The organism is Neisseriaceae bacterium CLB008 (assembly GCA_041228285.1).
Taxonomy (GTDB): Bacteria; Pseudomonadota; Gammaproteobacteria; order Burkholderiales; family Neisseriaceae; genus JAGNPU01.
In genome coordinates, this window is sequence record CP166133.1 from 2,759,536 (window position 1) to 2,783,471 (window position 23,936).

The 23,936-nt window shown below is 53.3% G+C and carries 21 protein-coding genes and 1 pseudogene; 13 read left to right on the forward strand and 9 right to left on the reverse strand.

Going from position 1 to position 23,936, the window contains the following annotated elements; genetic code table 11:
• The first annotated feature begins 293 nt into the window (after positions 1-293).
• The 4 genes from AB8Q18_12730 (at position 294) to secB (ending at position 4,766) form a co-directional block, all read left to right on the forward strand.
• Entirely contained in the window at positions 294-2,468 is a 2,175-nt protein-coding gene (locus tag AB8Q18_12730) for a primosomal protein N' (protein ID XDZ51032.1), read from the forward strand.
• Complete coding sequence (gene dacB / locus AB8Q18_12735; GenBank protein XDZ51033.1) at positions 2,446-3,861, forward strand: D-alanyl-D-alanine carboxypeptidase/D-alanyl-D-alanine-endopeptidase; 1,416 nt, start codon at positions 2,446-2,448, stop codon at positions 3,859-3,861. Before AB8Q18_12730 ends, dacB begins: the two co-directional genes overlap by 23 nt.
• Positions 3,862-3,909: 48 nt before the next feature.
• On the forward strand, positions 3,910-4,167 hold the full coding sequence (grxC, locus tag AB8Q18_12740) for a glutaredoxin 3 (protein XDZ51034.1): 258 nt from the start codon (positions 3,910-3,912) through the stop codon (positions 4,165-4,167).
• Between the two features lie 101 nt (positions 4,168-4,268).
• Positions 4,269-4,766 (forward strand): protein-export chaperone SecB, encoded by a 498-nt coding sequence (secB, locus tag AB8Q18_12745; protein ID XDZ51035.1) that lies wholly within the window; start codon positions 4,269-4,271, stop codon positions 4,764-4,766.
• Between the two features lie 138 nt (positions 4,767-4,904).
• Here secB and AB8Q18_12750 read toward each other — a convergent pair.
• Together AB8Q18_12750 and moaC are read right to left on the reverse strand one after the other, a co-directional pair.
• Positions 4,905-5,090: pseudogene (locus AB8Q18_12750) on the reverse strand (response regulator transcription factor).
• 433 nt (positions 5,091-5,523) lie between these two features.
• Positions 5,524-6,000: a cyclic pyranopterin monophosphate synthase MoaC gene (gene moaC, locus AB8Q18_12755; protein XDZ51036.1), complete on the reverse strand. Its 477-nt coding sequence runs from the start codon at positions 5,998-6,000 to the stop codon at positions 5,524-5,526.
• A gap of 127 nt (positions 6,001-6,127) precedes the next feature.
• Here moaC and AB8Q18_12760 point away from each other — a divergent pair, with 127 nt between their 5' ends.
• The 7 genes from AB8Q18_12760 (at position 6,128) to AB8Q18_12790 (ending at position 14,272) form a co-directional block, all read left to right on the forward strand.
• On the forward strand, positions 6,128-6,373 hold the full coding sequence (locus AB8Q18_12760; protein ID XDZ51037.1) for a MoaD/ThiS family protein: 246 nt from the start codon (positions 6,128-6,130) through the stop codon (positions 6,371-6,373).
• A 2-nt stretch (positions 6,374-6,375) separates the two neighbouring features.
• A complete protein-coding gene (locus AB8Q18_12765) occupies positions 6,376-6,825 on the forward strand; it encodes a molybdenum cofactor biosynthesis protein MoaE (GenBank protein ID XDZ51038.1) in 450 nt (149 codons plus the stop codon).
• On the forward strand, positions 6,806-7,420 hold the full coding sequence (mobA, locus tag AB8Q18_12770) for a molybdenum cofactor guanylyltransferase MobA (GenBank protein ID XDZ51039.1): 615 nt from the start codon (positions 6,806-6,808) through the stop codon (positions 7,418-7,420). Before AB8Q18_12765 ends, mobA begins: the two co-directional genes overlap by 20 nt.
• Before the next feature lie 2 nt (positions 7,421-7,422).
• Positions 7,423-8,622, forward strand: coding sequence for a gephyrin-like molybdotransferase Glp (gene glp / locus AB8Q18_12775; GenBank protein ID XDZ51040.1), 1,200 nt, complete (start codon positions 7,423-7,425; stop codon positions 8,620-8,622).
• A 173-nt stretch (positions 8,623-8,795) separates the two neighbouring features.
• Positions 8,796-9,920, forward strand: a complete 1,125-nt coding sequence (locus tag AB8Q18_12780) for a phosphotransferase (protein XDZ51041.1) — start codon at positions 8,796-8,798, stop codon at positions 9,918-9,920.
• Between the two features lie 113 nt (positions 9,921-10,033).
• Positions 10,034-11,134 carry an efflux RND transporter periplasmic adaptor subunit gene (locus AB8Q18_12785; protein XDZ51042.1) on the forward strand — a complete coding sequence of 367 codons (1,101 nt, stop codon included), beginning with the start codon at positions 10,034-10,036 and terminating at the stop codon, positions 11,132-11,134.
• A gap of 15 nt (positions 11,135-11,149) precedes the next feature.
• Entirely contained in the window at positions 11,150-14,272 is a 3,123-nt protein-coding gene (locus AB8Q18_12790) for an efflux RND transporter permease subunit (GenBank protein XDZ51043.1), read from the forward strand.
• A 69-nt stretch (positions 14,273-14,341) separates the two neighbouring features.
• Here AB8Q18_12790 and AB8Q18_12795 read toward each other — a convergent pair whose 3' ends face one another.
• On the reverse strand, positions 14,342-15,769 hold the full coding sequence (locus AB8Q18_12795; protein XDZ51044.1) for an aspartate ammonia-lyase: 1,428 nt from the start codon (positions 15,767-15,769) through the stop codon (positions 14,342-14,344).
• Positions 15,770-16,176: 407 nt separating this feature from the next.
• The gene (locus AB8Q18_12800; protein ID XDZ51045.1) at positions 16,177-17,148 is read right to left on the reverse strand and encodes a GNAT family N-acetyltransferase; all 972 of its coding nucleotides are present in this window, start codon (positions 17,146-17,148) and stop codon (positions 16,177-16,179) included.
• 243 nt (positions 17,149-17,391) lie between these two features.
• On the opposite strand from AB8Q18_12800, the gene AB8Q18_12805 reads away from it, so the two are divergent.
• Together AB8Q18_12805 and AB8Q18_12810 are read left to right on the forward strand one after the other, a co-directional pair.
• Complete coding sequence (locus AB8Q18_12805; protein ID XDZ51046.1) at positions 17,392-18,186, forward strand: thymidylate synthase; 795 nt, start codon at positions 17,392-17,394, stop codon at positions 18,184-18,186.
• A gap of 2 nt (positions 18,187-18,188) precedes the next feature.
• Positions 18,189-18,686 carry a dihydrofolate reductase gene (locus AB8Q18_12810; protein ID XDZ52937.1) on the forward strand — a complete coding sequence of 166 codons (498 nt, stop codon included), beginning with the start codon at positions 18,189-18,191 and terminating at the stop codon, positions 18,684-18,686.
• Positions 18,687-18,819: 133 nt separating this feature from the next.
• On the opposite strand, the gene rpoH is transcribed toward AB8Q18_12810, so the two are convergent.
• The 5 genes from rpoH to AB8Q18_12835 form a co-directional block, all read right to left on the reverse strand.
• Complete coding sequence (gene rpoH, locus AB8Q18_12815; protein ID XDZ51047.1) at positions 18,820-19,674, reverse strand: RNA polymerase sigma factor RpoH; 855 nt, start codon at positions 19,672-19,674, stop codon at positions 18,820-18,822.
• 167 nt (positions 19,675-19,841) lie between these two features.
• A complete protein-coding gene (gene lnt, locus AB8Q18_12820; GenBank protein ID XDZ51048.1) occupies positions 19,842-21,410 on the reverse strand; it encodes an apolipoprotein N-acyltransferase in 1,569 nt (522 codons plus the stop codon).
• Between the two features lie 83 nt (positions 21,411-21,493).
• Positions 21,494-22,345: an HlyC/CorC family transporter gene (locus tag AB8Q18_12825; GenBank protein ID XDZ51049.1), complete on the reverse strand. Its 852-nt coding sequence runs from the start codon at positions 22,343-22,345 to the stop codon at positions 21,494-21,496.
• Positions 22,346-22,352: 7 nt separating this feature from the next.
• On the reverse strand, positions 22,353-22,871 hold the full coding sequence (gene ybeY / locus AB8Q18_12830) for an rRNA maturation RNase YbeY (GenBank protein ID XDZ51050.1): 519 nt from the start codon (positions 22,869-22,871) through the stop codon (positions 22,353-22,355).
• Between the two features lie 52 nt (positions 22,872-22,923).
• Positions 22,924-23,886 carry a PhoH family protein gene (locus AB8Q18_12835; GenBank protein XDZ51051.1) on the reverse strand — a complete coding sequence of 321 codons (963 nt, stop codon included), beginning with the start codon at positions 23,884-23,886 and terminating at the stop codon, positions 22,924-22,926.
• Positions 23,887-23,936: the final 50 nt, after the last annotated feature.

A 23,936-nucleotide genomic window follows, 5' to 3' on the forward strand; every position in this document is an offset into this window, starting at 1 on the left:
GCCATAATCGTGCATTATGGCCTTTTTTATTCACAATAAAATATCAAGGCGTGGTTTTTTTAAATTTTTGAATTAATTGAAATTTTTTCCACATCAAATATAAGTTATTGATAAAAAACAAATTTAATGCAAGCATTTTGTATTCATTGGATTTCTTATGTTGACTTTATGCTTTACTTGATTTCATTAAGTGTTTATCCACAAACTTATCCACAACCCTTAAAAACCTAGACGGCATGACTTTAGGCCAAAATAGAATGGGTTTTTAACGCTTTTTATGGCATGATTTCACCATGACCTCTGTTTACTATCATCAAGTGGCCATCGACGTGCCGCTGTATCGCCTGTTTACCTATCAGGCCAGCACTGAACTTGCGCCTGGCACGCGCGTTTTGGTGTCGTTTCGTGGCAAAACCGTGTGCGGCTTGGTGTGGGGCCATACCGATACCCTAGACGTGGCGGCGCATAAGATTTTGCCCATCCAATCCGTGTTGGCTGACGATGCCCCGATGGCGGATGCTTGGCGCGCCTTAATTGAGTTTTGCGCCCGCTATTACCATCACCCACTCGGACAAACCGCGTTTACGGCGCTGCCCAGCGGCCTGAAGCAGCACCAAAGCGTCACCTTGCTGCCGCCTGAACAATACTTTAGCCTCAGCCCCGCAGGCCTCACCGCAACGCCGCCGCCACTCGCCCATGCGCGTAAGCATGAGCTTTGGCAGGCGCTGGCCCAAGGCCCAATGCCGCTGACCCAGCTCAAACGCCTCCATCCTCAAGCCGCCAAAACCATTGACCAATGGCAGGCGGACGGCTGGATTTCGGCTCACAGTGGGCCCAGCGGCCGTATTTTGCCCAGTCCCCATCAGCTCAACCCCGAACAGCAACAGGCCGTCGACCAAATCAGCGCCAGCCTCGGCACGTTCGCCCCCTACTTACTGTTTGGCGTCACCGGCAGCGGCAAAACCGAAGTGTATTTTCAAGTCATCGCCGCCGCCCTGACGCGCGGCCTGCAAGTGTTGTTTTTATTACCCGAAATCAACCTCACGCCGCAGTTATTGGCGCGTATTCAAGCGCGCTTTGAGCACGTTGACTGCGTGGTATTGCACAGCCAAACTGCCGCTGGCGAGCGCACCCAAAACTATCTGGCGGCCCAAAACGGACGCGCCCAACTCATCATCGGCACCCGCCTCAGCGTCTTCACCCCCTTACCCCAGCTAGGCCTCATTGTGGTCGATGAAGAACACGATGGCTCATTCAAACAAGACAACGACTTACGCTATCAGGCGCGCGACTTAGCCGTGTGGCGCGCGAAGCAAAGCGCCTGCCCCATTATTTTAGGCAGTGCCACCCCCAGCTTAGAGTCGTGGCAACACGCCAAGGCTGGTCACTATCAGCTATTGACCCTCAGCCAGCGCGCCCACAGCGCCGCGACCTTGCCGGACGTATTAATTGAAGACGTCGGCCGTCAGTTTCTCGACAATGGCTTCAGTAAAAAAACCTTGGCAGCGCTACAGCACAACCATAAAGAAGGTGGCTTGAGCCTGGTGTATTTAAATCGGCGCGGCTTTGCACCGGCCTTAATGTGCACCGACTGTGGCCACAGCTTTGGCTGCCCCATGTGTTCAGCCAAAATGGTGTTTCACCGCCTGGCCCATCATTTACGCTGCCATCACTGTAACCACGTCGAGCCCGTGCCCACCGCCTGCCCAGAATGCGGCAACCAAGACTTAACCGCCATTGGCCAAGGCACGCAGCGGGTGGAAGAAACGCTGCAGCAGGCTTTACCCAAGGCCCGCATCAAACGCGTTGACCGCGACAGCACCAGCAAAAAAAATGACTGGGACGTGCTCTATCAACAAATTCAACAGCAGGAAATTGACGTTTTAGTTGGCACCCAAATGCTGTCTAAAGGCCATGACTTTGGTCGGCTGAACTTGGTCGTGGTGATGAATGCCGATGGCGGTTTGTATAGCCCGGACTTTCGCGCCAGCGAGCATTTATTCAGCGAACTGGCTCAGGTTTCTGGCCGCTCTGGCCGAGCCGAACACAAGGGCCAAGTATTGATCCAAACTCAGGTACCCGACCACCCCGTCTTCCAAGCCTTAAAGGCCCATGACTATGTGCGCTTTGCCGACGAAGAGCTGGCCAACCGCAAGCTGTTCGGCTTTAGCCCGTTTCAGCACAGCATCGCCATCAAGGCCGATGCGCCGCTGATTCACGACGCAATTAAGTTTTTAACCGAATTAAAAGCCCAGCTGCCCACACCCGACACGGTGTTCATCATGGGGCCCGCCCCGGCCTTTATGGTGCGCTTGGCCGGGCGCGAACGCGCACAGCTGTTTATCGAGGGCCCTAAACGCAGCGCCCTACATCAGGTGGCCGCAGCCGCAGAGGCCTTATTGCCCTTCCTTTCTAAACCCTATAAAGATTTAAGGTGGTCTATTGATGTTGACCCATTGGCTTACTAAACCACAGCGCGCCCTTGCGGGCGCTGCCACCCTCCTTGCCTTAACTGTCAGCCTACCGGCGCAGGCGCTGAATTTTGGTCAGATTCCCCAGCCCGAAATCGGCATTTACGTTCAAGATTTACGCAGCAACCAAATCGTGTACCAGCACAACGCCCACAAGCCGTTTAACCCAGCTTCTACGATGAAGTTGGTGACAACCTTTGCCGCCCTAGACAAGCTCGGCCCTGACTATGTCTGGCCCACGTTTTTTCGCAGCAATGCCCCCATAGAAAACGGCGTTCTCAAAGGCGATCTGTACTGGCAAGGCAGCGGTGACGCCGTATTTGATCAAAAAGATTTACAAGCCATGCAAGCACAACTGCTGATGCAAGGCATCCACCAAATCGACGGCAACCTAGTCTTTGACCGCAGCGTCTGGCAAACCATGGGCAGCGCCGAAGGCTTTGCCAACGATGCCAAAGAAGCGTTCACCACCCCACCAGACCCACAAATGGTGGCGTATAAGGTTGCCTGGCTCAACGTGAAAGCTGACGCCAATGGCCAGCCCACCCTCGACATGATCCCCGCCTTGCCCAGCGTGACCCTAAGCACCGACCTTAAACCCAGCACCGCCACCAGCTGCCTCAAGCTCAAGAATTTTCTCAGCGTGGACACGCCCACCGACACCGAAGTGCTGGTTAAAGGTAGCCTGCCACCTAGCTGCATTGGCAGCCAAACCTATGTGAACGTGATCGCGTCGCCCATGACCTTCGCCCACCAAAGCTTCCTCGCCAACTGGGCCCAATTAGGGGGCCAAAACACGCCTATTTTAATGAATGGCAAGACGCCGCAAAACGCCCGTATTTTAGCGGCCCACGCCTCAGCGCCATTAAAAAACGTGATCCAAGACATGAACAAGGCGTCCAATAACGTCATCGCGCGCACCCTGTACTTAACCCTCGGCGCCCACCCACAAGCGCAAGCCGACACCGCCACCGAGGCAGAAAATAAAGTGCGCCAAAGCCTGTCGCAACACCATGTGGGCGACCGAGACTTTCTGATTCTGGAAAATGGTTCGGGGCTGTCGCGCAAAGAGCGCCTCACCCCAAGGCTGATGGGCGACCTATTGCAGCAAGCCTATAACAGCTCATTTAAACAAGACTTTATCGACAGCCTGCCCGCTGCGGGCGCCGAGGGCACCCTCAAAACCCGCTTCAAAGAATTAGGCTCGCCATTACGCCTAAAAACAGGTACCTTAAGCAATGTACGCGCCCTAGCCGGCTTTTGGCTGCCGACCGATCCTAGCCAAAAGCCTTTAGGGATTACCGTGGTAATCAACAGCCCCAACGCCACTCGTTATATAGAGGACATGGATGCCTTGGTCCAAGAACTGATTGGCCAGTACGGCTCTTGAAAAATAGCCCATGCCCCTCATTTAAGCATGAACTAACTGGAGAACCTGATGAACCCTGTAAAAATGTACACCACCCAAGTCTGCCCTTATTGCATGATGGCCAAAAACCTTTTAAAGCAAAAAGGCGTGACCGAGGTTGAAGAAATCCGCGTGGATTTAGACCCCGCCGTACGTGATCAAATGATTGAGCTGACCGGTCGCCGTACCGTGCCGCAAATTTTCATCGGGACAACGCATGTAGGTGGGTTTGATGATTTAAGCGCCTTAAACACCGAAGGTAAATTAGACGCTTTATTGGCTGGTTAAGCTGCATCAAACTTGGCTTAACCCATAGATGATCTGGGCGGTGGGTATGATACACTCACCGTCACGTATTTAATTAAACCCCCTATTTAGAAAGTTTTCACATGAGTGAGCAAGACTTAAACCACGAAGCCGCTGCCGGTGCAGACGAGCAGCCTTCTTTCAGCATTGACCGCGTGTACACCAAAGACTTGTCTTTAGAAGTACCGCATGCCCCTGAAATTTTCCTATTGCAAGAGCAACCTAAAATTGACATCCAAGTGGTGACCGCCAGCACTAAGCTGGAAGAGCACTACTATGAAGGCTCTCTAAAAGTCACCACGTCTGCCGTGATGGAAGATGGCCGTACCTTATTCCTAGCCGAAGTGACTCAAGCTGGTATCTTCACGGTTAAAAACATCGAAGAGCAAGATTTAGCGCCCTTATTTGGCATCGCCTGCCCTAATATGCTGTTCCCTTATGCCCGTGAAGCCATCTCTAGCCTAGTGGCTCGCTCTGGTTTGCCGCCAGTGCTGTTGGCGCCGATTAACTTCGAAGCCATGTATTTGCAACACCTAAATGAATTAGCCGAACAGGAAAGCGAAAGCGCCACCAAGCAATAAGCTTGAGGCTTCGCCAGACCCACCGCCGTGCTGACCCTCAGCACGGCGTTTTTTTGAGTCGGCAATAGGCCTTTTTTCGGCCGCTCAAGGCCAAAAAAAACCGCCCCAAACCGAGGCGGCTCATCATCGTTCCTAAGCTTAGCCCTGCTGACGGATGGCATACACAGCCGCCTGCACCCGCGAGCTTAAGCCCAGCTTACGCAAAATATTCTGTACGTGCACCTTCACCGTACTGGGCGCCACCGCCAAGGCCTCGGCAATGACTTTATTGCTCACGCCTTTGGCCAAATAGGCCAATATCTCGCGTTCACGCGCGGTTAAGGTTTGAAACAACGCGTCTTGCGAATCGTGTACAAAGCCACGATAGGCTGGCTCAAATACTTTTTGCCCGGCGGCAATATGGCGTAGCGACTGGACAAAATAATGCCCTTCAATCTGCTTAGACAGCACCCCATCCACGCCTAAAGCCAATAGGCCTTTAAACAAGGCCTCATCCATGTGCGCCGTCACCACCAACACCGGCAAGCCCGCCAAAAATGGCCAAGCCTGCTGTAGCTCAACCACATCGGCGCTGCTGGCCAGACCTAAATCCCACACCAGCAGGTCGACACCGATCAGCGCCTCGGGCTCACGCACCGCCGCCGCTGTTTGCGCTGGCCTTAGCCGCAACAAAGGCTGTGACAACCAAGCCTTAACGCCTTGCCAAAACAGGCCATCACAACCCACCCAAGCAATGTCGATGCCGCCGTCCACTGGCTCAGTCGGCCATAAAGTGCCCACTCTTGCCCCCTTGTTTTTCCAACAGGCGCACATTCACAATCTGCATGCCCTTATCAATTGCTTTGAGCATGTCATAAATGGTCAATAAGCCTGTCATCACCCCAGTTAAGGCCTCCATTTCCACCCCTGTTTTGCCGGTGGTTTTGGCGGTAACATGTAGGTGTACCGTTTGTGTGGTTTCGTCGGTGACAAAATCAACGTCAACGTGGGTTAGGCTTAAGGGATGGCACAGCGGAATCAGCGTACTGGTTTGCTTGGTGCCCTGAATGGCGGCAATGCGGGCAATGCCAAGCACGTCCCCTTTTTTATTGGTGCCGGCCATTAATGCCGTAAACGTTTCGGGCAGCATCACGATGGCGCCGGTGGCTTTGGCCACGCGTGTGGTTTCACTTTTGGCCCCAACGTCCACCATGTGGGCTTGGCCTTGAGCATTGAAATGGGTTAATTCAGACATGGGTTAACCATTCATCAACTTTAAAAAAGCAAACCTTACCACCGCACGTGACTAATCTCAATCCAAGCACGCATTTAACTGGTAAAATAAGCCACATAAACAACCCGCAACAGAAGGAACCTCGCTCATGATCCAGCTTATTTATTTTGGCGTACTGAAGCAACAGTTGGGCCTAGCGCAAGAACAGCTAGACTGGACAGGAAACAGCGACGAATTGCTCAGCCTGTTACGCGCTCGTGGTGACGACTGGTCTGAAGCTTTGGCCCCGGAGCGCATCTTCAGACTGGTGGTCAACAAACAGATTACCCAAGGCAACGTCGACATTCCCGCCGGCGCCGAAGTCGCCTTCTTACCGCCGGTAACGGGGGGTTGAGCATGTTCATCAGCATTCAAACCGAAGATTTCAATCTCGCCCACGAATACGATGCTCTGTGCCAAAACACGCCCAACGTCGGCGCTGTGGTGACGTTTACCGGTAAAGTCCGCGGCCAAGATCAAGCTGAACCGCTGAGCCATCTGTTTTTGGAACATTTCCCCGGCCTCACCGAAAGCGAAATTGGCCGTATTGTGGCCCAAGCCGAAGCCCGCTGGGCGCTCCAGGCTTGCCGCGTCATTCACCGCGTGGGCAATCTCTATACCGATGAGCAAATTGTCGCCGTACTGGTGGCCTCGACCCACCGTAAAGAAGCGTTTGCCGCCGCGTCCTACATCATGGACTACCTTAAAACCGAAGCCCCATTTTGGAAGCAAGAGCATTTCAAAAACGGCGCCAGCCAATGGGTAGCTGCCAAGGCCAGTGACGACGATGCCAAAAACAGCTGGTAACCCGCCGCGCGTCGGCGCCATCATCCTCGCTGGCGGTTTGGCCACGCGCATGCAAGGGCAGGACAAGGGCTTGCTGCCGTTCTTGGGCCAGCCTCTGGTTTGCCATCTGCTGCCGCTTTTGCGCCCTCACTGCGCTTGGTTGGGCATCAGCGCCAACCGCAATGCCGACCTTTATCAGCAGCATACCAAGGCTGATGTGGTGTTTGCCGATGCGCCAGCCTACGCCGAACTAGGTCCATTGGCTGGTTTGGCCTCTGCGCCGGCCTATCTGCCCGACTTAGACTGGCTCTTGGTATTGCCCTGCGACACGCCCAAGCTGCCAATCGATTTACTGCCGCGGCTACTCGCAGCCACCACTCAACAACCGACTACGGTTGCTTGGTATGCGCAAACCGAGGAAGGCCCTCAGCCGAGCATTATGCTGCTGCGCCCAGAGCTACTCGCCAGCCTGCCGGCCTATCTCGCCCGCGGCGAACGCACCCTCAGAGGCTTCTTACACCAGCACCAAGCCGCCACCCTTTATTTTCCCGAAACCAGCGCCTTTGCCAACGGCAACCGCGCCCAAGATCTAGACCGCATGGCGCGGCAGGAGTGATCATGATTGATTTTTACGACGCCCTCACCGAATTACAAAACATCGCCCACGTGGCGCCTGCGACCGAAAGTTGCCCCCTGGCCCAAGCCGCCAACCGTATTTTGGCCCACGACATTGAGGCTAAGTTTGCCAGCCCTTTGTTTGACAACAGCGCCATGGATGGCTACGCCATTTGCGCCCCTAATGATGAGGCTGGCCCCTTCCAAATCATTGAGCGCATCGCCGCCGGCGACAGCGCTGAGCACGTCCGCCTAAGCACCAACCAAGCGGTGCGTATTTTTACCGGCGCCCCTATTCCTGCCGGCACCACCGCCGTGGTGCCGCAAGAAGACACCAGCGTCGTCGACACTACGTTGACCCTAACGGTGGCCGCCCAAGCCAAACAGCACATTCGCTTTGCCGGGGAAGAAACCCGCGTCGGCGATCGCCTCTTACCGGCAGGCACGCCGCTGAGCACGGCCAATCTTGGCCTCATTGCCAGCCAAGGCTACCCCTACGTGACCGTATTCAAACCCCTAAGCATCGTGGTCTTTTCTAGCGGCAATGAGCTGATTAACCCCGACCAAACCTTAGCCGCTGGCCAAATTTACGACGCCAACCGCTTTCAGCTATTGGCCTGGCTCAGCGCTCTAGGCGCTCAAGTCACAGACGGCGGCATTTTGCCTGACCAACAGCAGGCCACTGAAGTCGCCCTCACTCAAGCAGCAGCAAACCACGACATCATCATCACCAGTGGCGGCGTGTCGGTAGGTGAAGAAGACCACCTCAAAAACGCCATCATGAAGGCAGGCACCCTGATCGAACACAAAGTATTAATCAAACCTGGCAAGCCCTTCTCTTGGGGCGAGGTCGGTCAGGCCAAAGTCTTCATGCTGCCGGGGAACCCCGTGGCCACCTTTGCCACTTCTCAACTCTTATTACAACCCGCCTTAAAGCGCTTAATGGGTTTGCACCAGCGCTACTGGTCACTGCCGCAAGTCTACGCCACCGCGGCCTTTGACAAACCCAAGGCCATTAAGCGGCGCGAATTCCTGCGCGCGGTCTTAGTCAATCAAGAGGGCCATAGCCACATCACCCTATTGCCCCACCAAGGCTCAGCCATGCTCAGCGCCTGCACTCAGGCCAATTGCCTGGTCGAAGTACCGCCACAAACCACCGTCACCACAGGCGACAGCCTACGCGTGTATCTACTGTCGGCTTAAGTTAGCTTGCGCTGTCAATCGGGTAGGCCTCTGGGCCTGCCCTTTCTATTTAAATACACACAGCTATAATGAGCGTTTAATTGCTAACAAGCTTTTACATTTTTTAACCGCAATTAGGTCTTTGATCGGCTATGATCTTTATATGCTATTTAGAATAAACCAAAGCGCCCATCATGCCCCTACATCATCAGACTGCGTTACTAGACTCTCTCGACGAGCTGCACGACACTTGGCAGACAACCGCCCCGACACGGTTTGTCTACCATGCCTATCTGTGCGCCTATGTACCCAGCCTGTGTAGCCATGAGCTAGGCTGCTATTTAGGCCAATCTCGCAGTAAAATTTATCTTTATTATGCCAAACACCTAGGTCGCAGACTGCTGGGCAAAGGTGCGCTCGACGACATCACCTTAGACTTACCCACCGACACCGTACTGTTTTACCGTGAGCGCCGTGACGGCTTAACTGCCTGCTCACGCAGCAATCAAAAAATTTTAAAGCTGTTCCCGAAAGAACAAGGCCGCCCCTACCTCAAAAACCACCTCGAAATCCTGTACCAGTTAAAGCAACACACCAATCCACAGGCAACGCCTCGCCTTTTATCAATAGGTTCTACCAGCACTGGATCCACGTATTTAATCACTTCTTTTGTGAATCAAGTACGGCACGGCAGCCGGTTTGTGAGCCAAGATAAAACCGTGTATCAAGATTTATTCAGCCATCTAGCACCGGCGCTTGCCGACATTTACCAGACCACCACCACAGGTCAGCTGTCGCTTTCTGGCTATTTGCGTAAGCAACGGCTCATGGCCACTCAACACCCTGCCCAAATCAAAATCAATGCCTTGATTCTGGCCGTCACCCACGATCCTGCTTACGATCCGGACATGCCTTTATTGACCTCGTTTATCCACGGCGACGCCGACAGCCAAAACTTCGCTAAAAGTGCCCAAGGCTACGTCATCTTAGACTGGGAATTACAAACCTACTCTCTGTTGCATTTTGACCTCTTCGATTTATACACCCGCTACCGCAAACGCAAAGTATTCTCTCATGGCTTACGCTTATTTTTTGAGCGTTACGCCGATTGGCAACAGACGTTTTTTCACGCCACGCCGCCTAAGGACGCCGCCTATATTTTCTATCTGGTGTATTTAATCGAACGCATCTCGTTGGCTTACAATCAGGACGGCCGAGACGTCTTGAATCAATTTTGGTCACTAGAGGCCAAAATCTATCGCCGTCTCAAGCTCAAAGGCTTGATCCATGAAATGCCGATTGGTCGACCCTTGCACTAAGCGATCAACGCCTCTTACTCATCCACACCCCATTTAAGCCACCACTGCCGGCACGAAACCAGTTAAAATCAACTTCCTTGATCACTTTTGGCTTCGGCCGGATGACTTTCCCTATGCGCTTAACCCTGATGATTGTGCTGTGCTGCTCTTTCCTAGCCGCCTGTGGCGGCGGTGCTTCTGGCGATGAGCCTGAAGCCAACGCTGCTGCAAATGCCAGCAAACAGCTTTCCGAAGTCGACATCGCCAAAGCTGAGGTACAAGCCCTCAGCGCTGGCCTGGCCTTTACCGGCAACCTCCACCCCTACGACCAAGCCTTAGTCAACTCTGAGGTGGGCGGCACGCTAAACAACGTCGCCGTACGCGAAGGCGAGTGGGTAAAAAAAGGCCAGTTGCTGGCCCAGATTGATAACGTTTCCTTGAATCAAATCGTGCAAGAGCAGCAGGCTCAAGTCGCCAACAGCTTGGCCAACCTTAACCTAGCCAAAATCAAGCTAAAACAGCAGCAAACGCTGTTTGAACAAGGCTTTATTTCTAAGCTGGCCTTAGACGAGGCGCACAATCAATTTGCGGTCAGCCAAGGCAGCCACAATGCCCAGCTCGCCCAATTGGCGCAGGCACAAAAATCAGTGCGCGATCTGGTTATTTACGCGCCTATGAGCGGCATTGTGTATGAACGCGCCGTCAACGCTGGTGAAGTCATTACCGCCAACAGCAAGCTGTTTGCCATCGCCAACGTCGACACCTTAGAAATCACCGCCACCTTGTCTAATCAACAAATTCCACTGGTACACCTAGGTCAGGCCGTGCGGTTTCGCGTCGACGGTGACGACACCGAGCATCAAGGCACCGTTAAGCGCATCAATGCCGTGGCCGACACCAACACCCGGGACTTTAAAGCTTTTGTGGCAGTCAATAACGTCAATGGTGCCTTAAAGGCTGGCCAGTTCGCCCAAGGCAGCATCGTCACCGACGCCACCGATGCCTTCCCATTGATTCCCAGCAGTGCCTTGCAAACCAATGCCAACGGCCAGCAGTTTGTCTGGGCCGTGCGCGACCTCAAGCTGCAACAGCAGCTGGTCACGGTGATGCTGGAAGATCCACAGTCTCGCCGCGTGGCCGTAACCGGCATTGAGCCCAACACCATCGTATTGAAACAAACCGTGCTGGGCCTTAAAGCCGGCGATGCCGTTACCCTGCCTAAGACCCACCCTTAAGAGAGCAATCATTCTATGTGGTTAACCCGCCTAAGCGTCAACAACCCCTATTTTGCCGCCGTACTGGTGCTGGCGGCCGTGGTATTGGGCCTATTCTCCCTCAATAAGCTGCCCATCGAAGCCTTCCCTGACGTACGCTTCCCCGTGGCGGTTATCCAAACCACCTATCAAGGCGCTTCGCCCGAAATGGTGGAAAGCGATGTGTCTAAGCCCTTAGAAGAAAACCTCAACACCATCAACGGCATCAAGAAAATCCGCTCTTATTCATTTGAAGGCGCCTCGACCATCGTGGTCGAATTTGAACTGTCGGTCGACATCAACCTCGCCATTCAAGACGTGCGCGATAAGGTCAGCATGATTTCTGGTGGGTTTAGGCGCGAAATTGACACGCCCATCGTGTCTCAAGTGAACCCATCAGATGAGCCCATGATGTCGGTGGCGCTGAGCAGCACCGAAATGAGCCCGCGCGACTTAACCAACTGGGTGGAAAACACCCTCAAAAAACGCTTACAAACCGTCATCGGCGTGGGCGACGTGGAGATCGTCGGCGGCACTACCCGTGAAATCAATATTGCGCTACAGCCCGATAAGCTCAAAAGCCTAAACCTCAGCGTCACACAAGTAGCAGAAGCCTTGGCAACCGCTAACCAAGACCGCCCAGCCGGCAACGTGCGCAATAACGGCGAAGAGCTATCGGTGCGTCTTAGCGGCAAGATTAAAGACCCTCTGGCCTTTGCCGACGTGGTCATCAGCAACCGCGATGGCCATTTGATTCGCGTACGCGACGTGGCCACCGTCATCGATGGAGAAGCCGAAAAGAACAGCATCGCCTTACTCAACGGCAAACCCTCTTTAAGCTTAGACATTCGTGCCAACCGTGGCGCCAACGTGGTTCAGGTTGCCGATGGCATCAAGCAGGCGCTGGCCCAACTACAGGCCGAAGAAGCCGACCGCTTTAGCGTCACCTACACCTACGATCAGTCAGAAGACATCAAGAACTCTGTCGCCGACGTGCGTTCGACCCTGATCGAAGGCATCGTGCTGACCATTCTCATCGTCTATTTATTCCTTGGCTCCTGGCGCAGCACCGTCATCACGGGGCTGACGCTGCCGATTTCGCTCATTGGCACGCTGTTTGCCATCAGCCTATTGGGCTTTACCATTAATCTGATGACCTTGATGGCGATGTCCTTATCCATCGGCCTCTTGATCGACGACGCCATCGTGGTGCGAGAAAACATTGTCCGTCACGCCGGCTTTGGCAAAAGCCATTACCAAGCCGCCTTAGACGGTACCAAAGAAATCGGCCTAGCGGTTCTGGCCACAACACTATGTATCGTGGCGGTGTTTGTGCCCATAGGCTATATGGACGGCATCATTGGTCAATTCTTCCACCAGTTTGCCCTCACCGTGGCCATTGCCATCATGATTTCGATGGTGGTCAGCCTGACCCTAGATCCGATGCTGTCCAGCATCTGGTACGACCCTGGCCGCAGCGGCAAGCGCTCTATTTTCGGCAAATTATCGGACCGATTCGACGTTTGGCTCGGCAAGCAGGCCGATCGCTACGCCCGTGCCATTGTGTGGACGCTGTCGCACCGACTGCTGGTTTTGGTGGCGGCTGTCGCCCTCACCGTCGGCAGCTTTGCCTTGGTGAGCACCGGCCAAATCGGTGGTGAGTTCATGCCCGACGAAGACAAGGGCGAATTTTCGATCAACTTTAAAACCGCTGCCGGCTCTAGCTTGGACTACACTTTGGCCAAAAGCATTGAAGTTGAACAAGCGCTGGCCAGCATTCCCGAGATCGACACCATTTCCGCCAATATTGGCGCCGCTGGCTTTGGCAACGGCAAGATCAACGGCAGCCTCAACGTCGACATCGGCAAAAAAGACTTACGCGGCCGTACGCTAGATGAAGTGATGGCCGAAAGCCGCCGCCTCATCGAGCCCATTGCCGGCATCGAAATCACCTCGATTTCCGGCACCTCCAGCCACGGCGGTGGCAAACCCATCAGCATCGGCATCCGCGGCAGCAATCTGAGTGAACTAGAAACCACAGCCACCGCCATCATGGCCGAACTGGGCCAAATCGACGGCATCGCCGACATCGAATCCACGTTTACCGACGCCGACCCCTCCTTTGACGTCACCATGGATAGAAATGCGGCGGCCAACCTCGGCGTCAGCCTAGAAGATTTAGGCACACTATTGGAAACCATGTTTGCCGGTAAAACCGCCACGCTGTGGGAAGCCGAAGACGGCAACAGCCACGACGTGCGCCTACGCATCCCCCAAGCCGCCCGTACCGAAGACTTACTGCGTAGCCTCACCGTGCCGGTGACAGGCCAAGACGGCCAAACCCACATGATCACCCTCAGTAACTTCACCCAAGTGGCCACAGGGCAAACGCCACGCGAAATTCATCGGGTTGACCTACAGCGCGAGATCACCCTCACCAGCAACATTCGCAACCGCGATGCCTCCGCCGTATTTGCCGATGTAGAAGCCTTAAAAAATCGCCTCACCCTACCCCCCGACGTACAGTTCATTCAAGAAGGTGAGAACCAAGACATGATTGAATCGGCCATGTACGCCCTCCAAGCCTTAGCCCTAGGTGTGATCTTTATCTACATGATTTTGGCGGCCCAGTTTCGCAGCTTCACCCTGCCGATTTCCATCATGGTGTCGCTCCCCTTGGTGTTCATCGGCGTTTTTGGGGCACTGTGGTTAACCGGCAACACCCTCAATATGTTCTCCATCATCGGCATCGTGATGCTGATGGGTTTGGCCGCTAAAAACGGGATTTTGCTGGTGGACTTCATCAACCACGCCCGTCTCAATGAAGGCATGAGCCGCACCGACGCCATCGTTGAAGCAGGCCGTGTCCGGCTGCGGCCCATTTTGATGACCAGCTTGGCGATGATTTTCGGGATGCTGCCGCTGGCCTTAGGCGGCGGTGAAAGCAGCGAAACGCGCGAACCCATGGCTTGGGCCGTCATCGGCGGCCTGATTACCTCAACCGTGCTCACCCTATTTGTGGTGCCCGTGGTGTATACCTTATTGGATAGCTTACGCGGTCACATTCATCGCTTGCTGCACCGCCTTAACCGCACCCCAGACCCAAACCAGCCACATTAAGGGTAAGGTTAAACGTCAAAAAACCGCTTGGCCCTCACGGGCTCAAGCGGTTTTTTCATGTAGACCGGTTTAGTTGTCTTTCAACGGTACCAAGCGCGGTGCAATCATGTTTTCTGGGCGCAGGATGTCGGCCAACATTTCCTCATCCAATAGCTTCTCTTCACGCACCAGCTCCAGCACACCGCGGCCTGATTCCAAAGCCGTTTTAGCAATGCGCGTGGCGTTTTCGTAACCAATGTATGGATTCAAAGCGGTCACTAAACCAATAGAACATTCAACCAGCTTCAAGCAATGCTCAGGATTGGCCGTAATGCCGTCGATGCACAGCTCACGCAGCATGTCCATGGCGCGCTGTAGCAAGCGCACAGAATCAAACAGTTTGTACGCAATCAAAGGCTCCATCACATTCAGCTGTAGCTGACCGGCTTCGGCAGCCATAGTCAGGGCCAAATCATTACCCATCACTTCAAACGCCACTTGGTTCACGGCTTCTGGAATCACAGGGTTAACTTTACCTGGCATGATCGAGCTGCCTGGCTGACGCGCAGGCAGGTTGATTTCATTGATGCCGGTACGAGGACCGCTAGACAATAGGCGCAAATCGTTACAAATTTTAGACAACTTCATAGCGGTGCGTTTTAACATGCCTGACAGCAAAATAAAATCGCCCATATCTGAGGTGGCTTCAATCAAGTCTGGCGCAGGCTTCAAGCCATGACCACTGATCTTGGCCAAGCAGTCTACGGCTAATTGCTGGTAGCGTGCGTCAGCGTTGATGCCGGTACCGATGGCGGTGCCGCCTAGGTTAATGTCGTACAACAGCTCTGGCACTAGGCTGGTCAAGCGGGTCAAGTCTTCCGACAAATTAGTGGCAAAAGCTTTAAACTCTTGGCCCAAAGTCATCGGCACCGCATCTTGTAACTGCGTACGGCCCATTTTTAACACGCCTTCAAACTCAACCGCTTTGGCAGAGAAAGACTCAATCAAGCCTTTTAAGCTGGCCAATAGGCTGTCATGGCCTAATAACAAGCCCAAACGAATGGCGGTTGGGTAAGCGTCGTTGGTCGATTGTGCCATATTCAAATCGTTGTTTGGATGCACGAATTGATACTCGCCCTTAGCCTTGCCCATTTCTTCTAAGGCCACGTTGGCAATCACTTCATTGGCATTCATATTGGTCGACGTACCGGCACCGCCTTGAATCATGTCCACGATGAACTGATCGTGAAACTCGCCATTCACCAAACGCTGACAAGCAGCCTCAATGGCTTGGTATTTCTCGCTCGATAAATGACCAAGCTGATGGTTAGCGTCGGCGGCCGCTTGCTTCACCATGGCCAAAGCCATGACAAATTTAGGGTAGTGTGACAAGGTCACGCCCGACAAGTGAAAGTTATTGGCTGCGCGTAGGGTTTGGATGCCGTAATACGCGTCGGCAGGCACTTCTAAGGTGCCCAGCAGGTCTTTTTCAAGACGAGTAGATGCTACTGTGGTCATGCTAAATACTCCATAAGTGAAACGTTGAATGTTCTGTTCGCACCAAAGCCAGCCCTGCTGGTGGGGCCTTGATCTGTCACGCACGAGGGGACAGAAGCTTTGATGCAGTGTATGGGGGTGCAAGACAGGCGCAATGTCGTCCGTCCAGATGGCTGCACGTCGCAAAAGGCCGCAGCCTCGCGTGTTTCGGCACCATCCTACAAACGTAGAAAAAGCCCAATAATGGGCTTATGTCCACTTCAATCCTTTATGCTGTTTTATTATTTTTATCAGTTGTTTTAAGTATAGCGAATTTTAGCGCGCTTTTCCATCTAAGTTTCTTAGTAAGCCTCTGTTTAATGCGTTAAAAGCTTATTTTTTCTTATTTATTTTTTCTGAGTTTTGAGGCCAGAAAGACAACACCTCCTTTAAAATCCCGCCGCTGCCGCCTCACCGTCGGCCACGCGCACAAAATGCTGCTCGACCACCGTTGCCCCCCACTGCGCCCCTGGTGCCTCTGTACGCAGAATAAAACCCAATGACTCATACAAATGCCGCGCTGCCCCTAAGCCTTGAAACGTCCACAGATGAATTTCGGTCAATCCTTGATCGGCACAAAACTGAATCGCCTGCTCCAGCAACTGCCGCCCTATACCCAGGCCACGCGTGTGCTCGGCCATGACAAACCAGCGCAGATGCGCCCGATGCTCACCCAAATCTTCTCCGTCAATAGCCACAGAACCCACGATCTTCTGGCCCTGATGCACCGTCCACATCTGGTTTTTAGGCCGCTGCAAACGCTCACTAAATTCGGTGATGTGCGTGCTCAACTGGCGCTCAAACACGGCGCCAAAGCCCACTGTTTGGGCATAATAAAGTGCCTGCAACGCCACGACTTGTCCGATCAAACCCGGCTGATAACCCGTTTTAATCGTCATGAACGGCGCCACCTCGGCAGCCTCCTTTTGACCCTGAAGCGCTTGAGCATAGCGGCTCAATCCTTGCTGGATCAAACGCTGCTCCAGCACGGGCAAATCGGACAACGCCTGCTGCACCTGCTGGCGCCCATAGGCATGAATGCCCACCACCGTCGCCTCACCTTGGGGGCTCAACATCCACAGCTTAATGCGACCATCCACAGCCTGTACCTTTTGGACCAACTCACCAGCCAAGCGCAGCCGATGCACCAAGCGGCTGACGCTGGATTTTTCCAACCCCAGCCGCTGGCCTAATTGATGGCCATTCAATGGCCCCGCCTGTGCCAATGCCAATAATAAATGCACGGCCGACGCGCCATAAGGCGTGCCCGCCAACGTCGGCGCCAAAAACCCTAAAGCCTGTACCATTTGTCGTGAGGCGCCCCGAACGCCCTCCACAATCCCCTCTTCAACCTGAATCATGCCGTTCCCCTTAATATGATTTTTGATAATTAGTTGCATGCTACAACAATATAGGCAATGACACTCTAAAAAAACGGCTCGCCCACAAAAATACCACACCCAGCATCGCCCCCTATGGCGCACAGCAACACCCCGTTGACGCACTTTAAACAGCAAGCTCTTTATCCACAATCTGCCATCGGCCAGTCCTCAAGTGGCGTAAGATTCGGTACAATAGGGCCATAAAATAATATAGGTGCCCCCATGAAAGCTTATTTAGACTTAATGCAACACGTGCTGACCACTGGCACAGATAAATCCGACCGCACCGGCACCGGTACTCGCTCGGTATTTGGGTATCAAATGCGCTTCGATTTAAGCCAAGGCTTTCCCCTGGTCACCACCAAAAAATGCCACCTGCGCTCCATCATTCATGAGCTGCTGTGGTTTTTGCAAGGCGACACCAACATCAAATACCTACAGGACAACGGCGTACGCATTTGGGACGAATGGGCCGATGAACACGGCGACCTAGGCCCTGTCTACGGCTATCAATGGCGCAGCTGGCCTACGCCTGATGGCGGCCACATCGACCAAATCAGCCAGCTGATTGAACAAATTAAAAACACGCCCGACTCGCGCCGCCTCTTGGTCTCGGCCTGGAACCCCGCCTTGGTCAACGACATGGCCTTGCCGCCTTGCCACACCATGTTTCAGTTCTATGTGGCCGACAACAAGCTTTCGTGCCAGCTGTATCAACGCAGCGCCGACATTTTCTTGGGCGTGCCGTTTAACATCGCCAGCTATGCCTTATTGACCATGATGATCGCCCAAGTGTGCAATCTGGAATTGGGCGATTTTGTGCACACCTTTGGTGACGCCCATCTGTACAGCAACCACTTTGAACAAGCCGAGCTTCAGCTTAGCCGCGAGCCACGTGCCCTCCCCACCATGCGCATTAACCCCGAGGTCAAAGACCTGTTTGCGTTTAAATTTGAAGACTTCACCCTCGAAGGCTACGACCCTCATCCCCACATTAAAGCAGTGGTGGCCGTATGAGTATGCACCAGCGCATCAGCCTCGTGGTGGGCATGGCCAACAACAATGTGATTGGCATCAATAACACCTTGCCTTGGCACATTCCTGAAGATTTAAAACACTTTAAATCTGTCACCCTAGGTAAACCCATCATCATGGGCCGTAAAACCTGGGAATCGCTGCCGTTTAAACCGCTGCCTGGCCGCCGTAATCTGGTCATCAGCCGTCAGCCTGACTATATTGGCGCGGCCACTGCCCACACTGAAAGCCATGCGTCGCTGAGCGCCGCTTTAGCGGCCTGTGATGAGGCCGAGGTGTGCGTGATTGGCGGCGCCCAAATCTACGCCCAAGCCATGGCCGTGGCCACGGATTTACACGTCACCCAAATCGATTTAAGCATCGAAGGCGACGCGTTTTTCCCCGCCATAGACCCTGCCCTATGGCAAGAAGTCAGCCGAGAAGCCCACGTCAGCGACGACGGCATTGCCTACGCCTTCATCCATTACCAACGACTGGCCTAAGGCCTAGCATCAGCCAACCGTTCTGTCTCAGAACGGTTTTTTATGGCCAGTATCAGTTGCTTGCGCGCCAGCCATGCATAAAAAAGCCGTCCTCATTGAGGACGGCTTTATTTTTAATGATGATTTCTGGGACTTATGCGTCAGCCTCAAGGAAGCCGCGCAATTTTTGCATGGCCTTAACTTCAATTTGACGAATGCGTTCGGCCGACACGCCATATTCAGCGGCTAGGTCGTGCAAGGTCGGGCCGCTGTCGTCAGACAGCCAACGGCTAGACACAATGTGGCGACTACGGTCGTCTAGCTGCGCTAAGGCCTGTTGCAAACCATCGGTTTGTAACGTCGCACGGGCGGCTTTTTCAATTTGACGGGTCGGCTCATGCTCAGAATCAGCCAGCCAATCAATCGGCGCATAGGCTTGTTCGTCATCATCGTTGTCGGCCAAAAGGGCAATGTCGCGGCCGGTCATGCGCTGTTCCATCTCCAACACTTCTTCACGCTTCACGCCTAAATCATCGGCGATCACCTGCGCTTCTTTATCGCTTAAGGCAGACAGGCTTTTACGCATGCTGCGTAGGTTAAAGAATAGCTTGCGCTGTGGCTTAGTGGTGGCCACACGCACCAAACGCCAGTTACGTAAAATAAATTCATGGATTTCGGCCCGAATCCAATGTACGGCGAATGAAAATAAGCGCACCCCACGGGTAGGCTCAAAGCGCTTCACCGCCTTCATTAAGCCGATGTTGCCTTCTTGAATCAAATCGGCCTGGTTCAAACCATAACCATCGTACCCACGAGCGATCGACACAACCACGCGTAAATGCGACAAAATTAACTGTTTTGCAGCTTCCAAGTCGCCTAAATTCTTTTGACGCATAGCCAAGTCGTGCTCTTCTTCAGGCGTCAACAATGGCACGCTGTTCACAGTCTGAATGTACTGTTCTAAGCTGCCATGGCCTGATGGCACGGGTAAAGCAAATGTTTGGCTCATGTTCTTTCCTTTTAGGTTCGTTCTGCCGTTGGCGCAACGGGCCAACAAAAAACAAAAGTCAGTCTAACATTATTTGTTATTTCCGCCAACTCATGTTCCGGCAGCGACAATCGCTGCGCCAGCATACTCAATGTATGACTCACCTAGGGCCAAAATGTTCCATAGGATCAGTCACTTTTTTGATTTTTTTGCGCCTTCGCCCAGCGCCTAGCCCGCCAAGCCAGCCCGGCCAAAATCAGCGTCGACAGCCAAAACCACGGCCAGCTGCTGCCCATGCGCATATAAGGTGTGGTGCCGCTACGACCTTCGATCTCGCCTTGCAATACCGTGCGCGTTACCCGCACCGCCTCGGCCTGAAGGTCGCCATCGGGCTGAATGATGGCCGTCATGCCGGTATTGGTGCTGCGAACCATGTAGCGCCCCAGCTCCAGCGCCCGTGCCTGCGACTGCTGCAAATGCAGATCCATGGCGTAGGAGTCACCGTACCATGCCATATTGCTGGCATTGGCCAAGAGGCTAGACTGTTTCGCAGACGCGATCAACTCATCGCCAAAGCCGTCCTCATAACAAATATTGAAGGCCACGCGCTGATTGTGTAGCTGTAGCGGCGCCTGCCCTGCGCCCCCACGAGTGGTATCGGCCAAAGGAATGTTCATGAACTGGTATAGCCAGTTGGTCAGGCTCTTTAAAGGAATGAATTCACCAAACGGCACCAAATGATCTTTGGCATAATAAGGGTCCGCTTTACCTGGCGTACCGTCATAGTCAGACATATTCACCACCACGTTCAGATAGTTTTCACCATCGTCTGCAAACTGGCTCATGCCCATGGCCAAAGCAGTACCGTTATGGCGCGCCGTGTCGGCAAAGTCTTGTAGCCAGCTAACGGGAATGTTCTGTTTCATCAGCGGCAAAGCCGTTTCGGGCAAAATCAAAATATCGGCCTTGGTGTCGGCCACTTGCTGAAAATAGGTTTGGAAGGTCGGCATGACCTGATCTTCTTGCCATTTCAACGTTTGTGGAATGTTACCCTGGCCTAAAGCCACCGTTGCTTTGGTGCCGTCTGGCTGAGTAAACGCAATGTTTTTCACGCTGCTGGCAAAACCCAACACCAGCAAAATGCCAATCACACTGCCTGCTTGCGTGCTGGCCTTAGGCGCACGCAGCGCCAGCACCAGCCATGCCGTGATCAGCGCCACGGCCAATGTGACCATGTGAATCCCGCCTACGGGCGCGAACCCTGCCAGTGGCGACTGTGCCCCAATTTGGCTATAGCCTAAGGCGCCCCAGCCAAAGCCCGTAAAGGCGCGCTCGCGCACAAACTCACCCAAAGCCCAAGCAAACGGCAGGCCCAGCGCCAATCCTTGCAAATCAGACAGCTTAAGCTTACGCACCAGCCAGAACGCCAAAGCAGGATACAGCGCCAAATAGGCCGGCAGCAGCAGCGTCAGCGGTATCGCCAAGAACTGCGGCAGTCCTGCGGTTTCATTTAAAGCCGTATTGATCCAGTAAAACTGTGCCACATAGGCACTCAGCCCCCATAGATAGGCCAAGCGCACTGCATGCCTATGGCCATAGGCAAAGAAAAACAGCAGGCCCAATAGCAACACCATCATAAAGCTAAGGCGATACGGGGCAAACGCCAGCGGCGTCGCTGCACCACCCAAGATGATCAAGGTATACAGTAAATACGGGCGAGCCCAAACGATGTTCAATAAGCGATTTTGTGCGTACACAATCTTCCTTTAATCATAAAAAACGAGTTGCTGCCTCAATCGCTGGCAACAACTCGTTGGTGTTGGCACTCAGGGACAGCGGCCTATTGTGGGCCGCTGTAGGGGCTCGGCAGAGTAATCATGATGGAATGCAAACGACGTGCGTCCGCACGCGCAATGGTGCAGCGCATGTGGCCAAGCATCATGCTTTCACCGCGCTCAGGCATCCGCCCTAATTCTTGCGTCACCAAACCGCCCAAAGTATCCACCTCTTCATCGCTGAAGTCGGTTTGGAAAAATTCATTAAAGTCATCCACCTCGATCGTCGCCTTCACCAAAAAGCGTACCGGCGAAATTTTAATGATGTTGTCGGCGGTATCGTCTTCATCGAATTCATCTTCGATGTCGCCAATGATTTGCTCAATCACGTCTTCAATCGTCACCAAGCCCGACACGCCACCGTATTCATCCACCACCAAGGCCATATGGTTACGGTTGCTGCGAAAATCTTTCAGCAAGGTGCTCAAGGATTGGCTTTCGGGCACAAACACCGCTTCACGCAAAATATCGTGCAGCTTAAAGCCTTCTGGGTGGGCAAAATAACGCAGCAGATCTTTGGCGTGCAAAATCCCCAAAACGTGGTCTTTGTCTTCACCGATGACCGGGAAGCGTGAATGGGCGGTTTCGATGGTGAGGGCCACAATGCGCTCAATCGCCTCATCCTCACGGACCACGTCCATTTGGCTGCGGCTGAGCATCACGTCTCTGACCTCTAAATCACCAAACGCCAACACGCTCTCCAGCATGCTCAGCGTATCCGCATCCAGCACTTCTTGGGCAAAAGCGGCGCGCAAGGTGTTCACCACTTCTTCTTGAGTATCGGGGCCATCATTGGTCAATCGGTTTTTAAGGCGTTCAAAAAAACCAGGGTTCTTAGACTGCAGACTTTCGTCCATTTATGATTTATTCCTTAATATAGGGATTAGGGTATCCTAACTGATGCAACACCTTTATTTCAAGTGCTTCCATCACTTCTGCTTCTTCATCGTCTTCATGATCGTAGCCCATTAAGTGCAGCACCCCATGAATCACTAGGTGTGCATAATGATCGTTCACGCTGATGTTTTGTTCCGCGGCTTCTTTGGCCACCACGTCAGTACACAACACCAAATCGCCGCGCAGAACGGTTTGGGCGTCATCGCCCACCATTTCAGCAAAGTCATCGCCCTCATTCAAAGCAAAGCTCAACACATTGGTGGCGTAGTCTTTACCGCGATAATCGTGGTTGTACTGGCGCGCTTCGGCCTCATCACAAATCATGATGCCGATTTGGGCCTGGCGATATTCATTTTTTAATGCCTGCCACACCCATTTAAATAATTCAGCGTTCTCTGGCGTGGCGACGGTGGTTTCACGGTTCACGCTCAAGGCCAAACGTTTTTTTTGCTCGGCCAAAAACGGCCGTTTTTTTGCTGCTTTCACACGTCATCCTTCTTCATTCACTGCCCTAAGGCATGGTCGCCAGCAAAGCTGCTTAACGCGCCTGGGCGTCGTCATGCGCTTCGTAGGCCTCAACAATTTTTTGTACCAGCGGGTGGCGCACTACGTCATCACTTTTAAAGTAATGAAAGTGGAGGCCATCAATGCCCTGTAGCTTTTGCTCCGCATCGCGTAAACCGCTCTTAATGTGCTTGGGTAAATCCACCTGGCTCGAGTCGCCGGTGATCACCGCCTTGGCGCCAAAGCCAATTCGGGTCAAAAACATTTTCATCTGCTCAGGCGTGGTGTTTTGGGCCTCATCCAAGATGACATAGGCACCGTTTAAGGTTCGTCCACGCATATAGGCCAGAGGCGCAATTTCGATTAGCCCTTTTTCCAACAGGCGCATCACCTTATCAAACCCCATCAGCTCATACAAAGCGTCGTATAAAGGTCGTAAATAAGGATCCACTTTTTGCGACAGATCGCCCGGCAAAAAGCCCAGTTTTTCCCCCGCCTCTACCGCAGGGCGCACCAATACGATGCGCTCGACTAGCTGGCGCTCCATCGCGTCCACCGCTGCCGCCACCGCAATATAGGTTTTACCGGTACCGGCGGGGCCCACTCCGAATACCACGTCGTGGCTCAACAAAGCCTTAATGTATTGATTTTGGCGCGGGGTACGGCCATTCAAATAGCCTTTTTTGGTTTTCAAATGATAAACCCCAACCGACTGCTGCTTGGCATCGGCCTGGGTGTTGCTTTTTGCGTCAATAACCGCCATCTGGATGTCTGCCAACGTCAACTCCCTATTTTGTGCAATTTCAACCAGTTCATTCAATGCAGCCACGCCTGACCCTGCTTGTTCACCTGAAAAGGTGAACGCAGCAAAGCGACGACTGATGCTAATTTGCAAAGCTTGTGCTAATGTCTTGATGTGCTCATCAAGCGCGCCGCATAATCGCTGTAAAGACTGATTATCTAACTCTGTTAATTGATGATGTACGATAAGGCTCATGATTTCGCACCGTGTTCCGTGACTGAGGCCTTAAGTTTAACACTATTTTC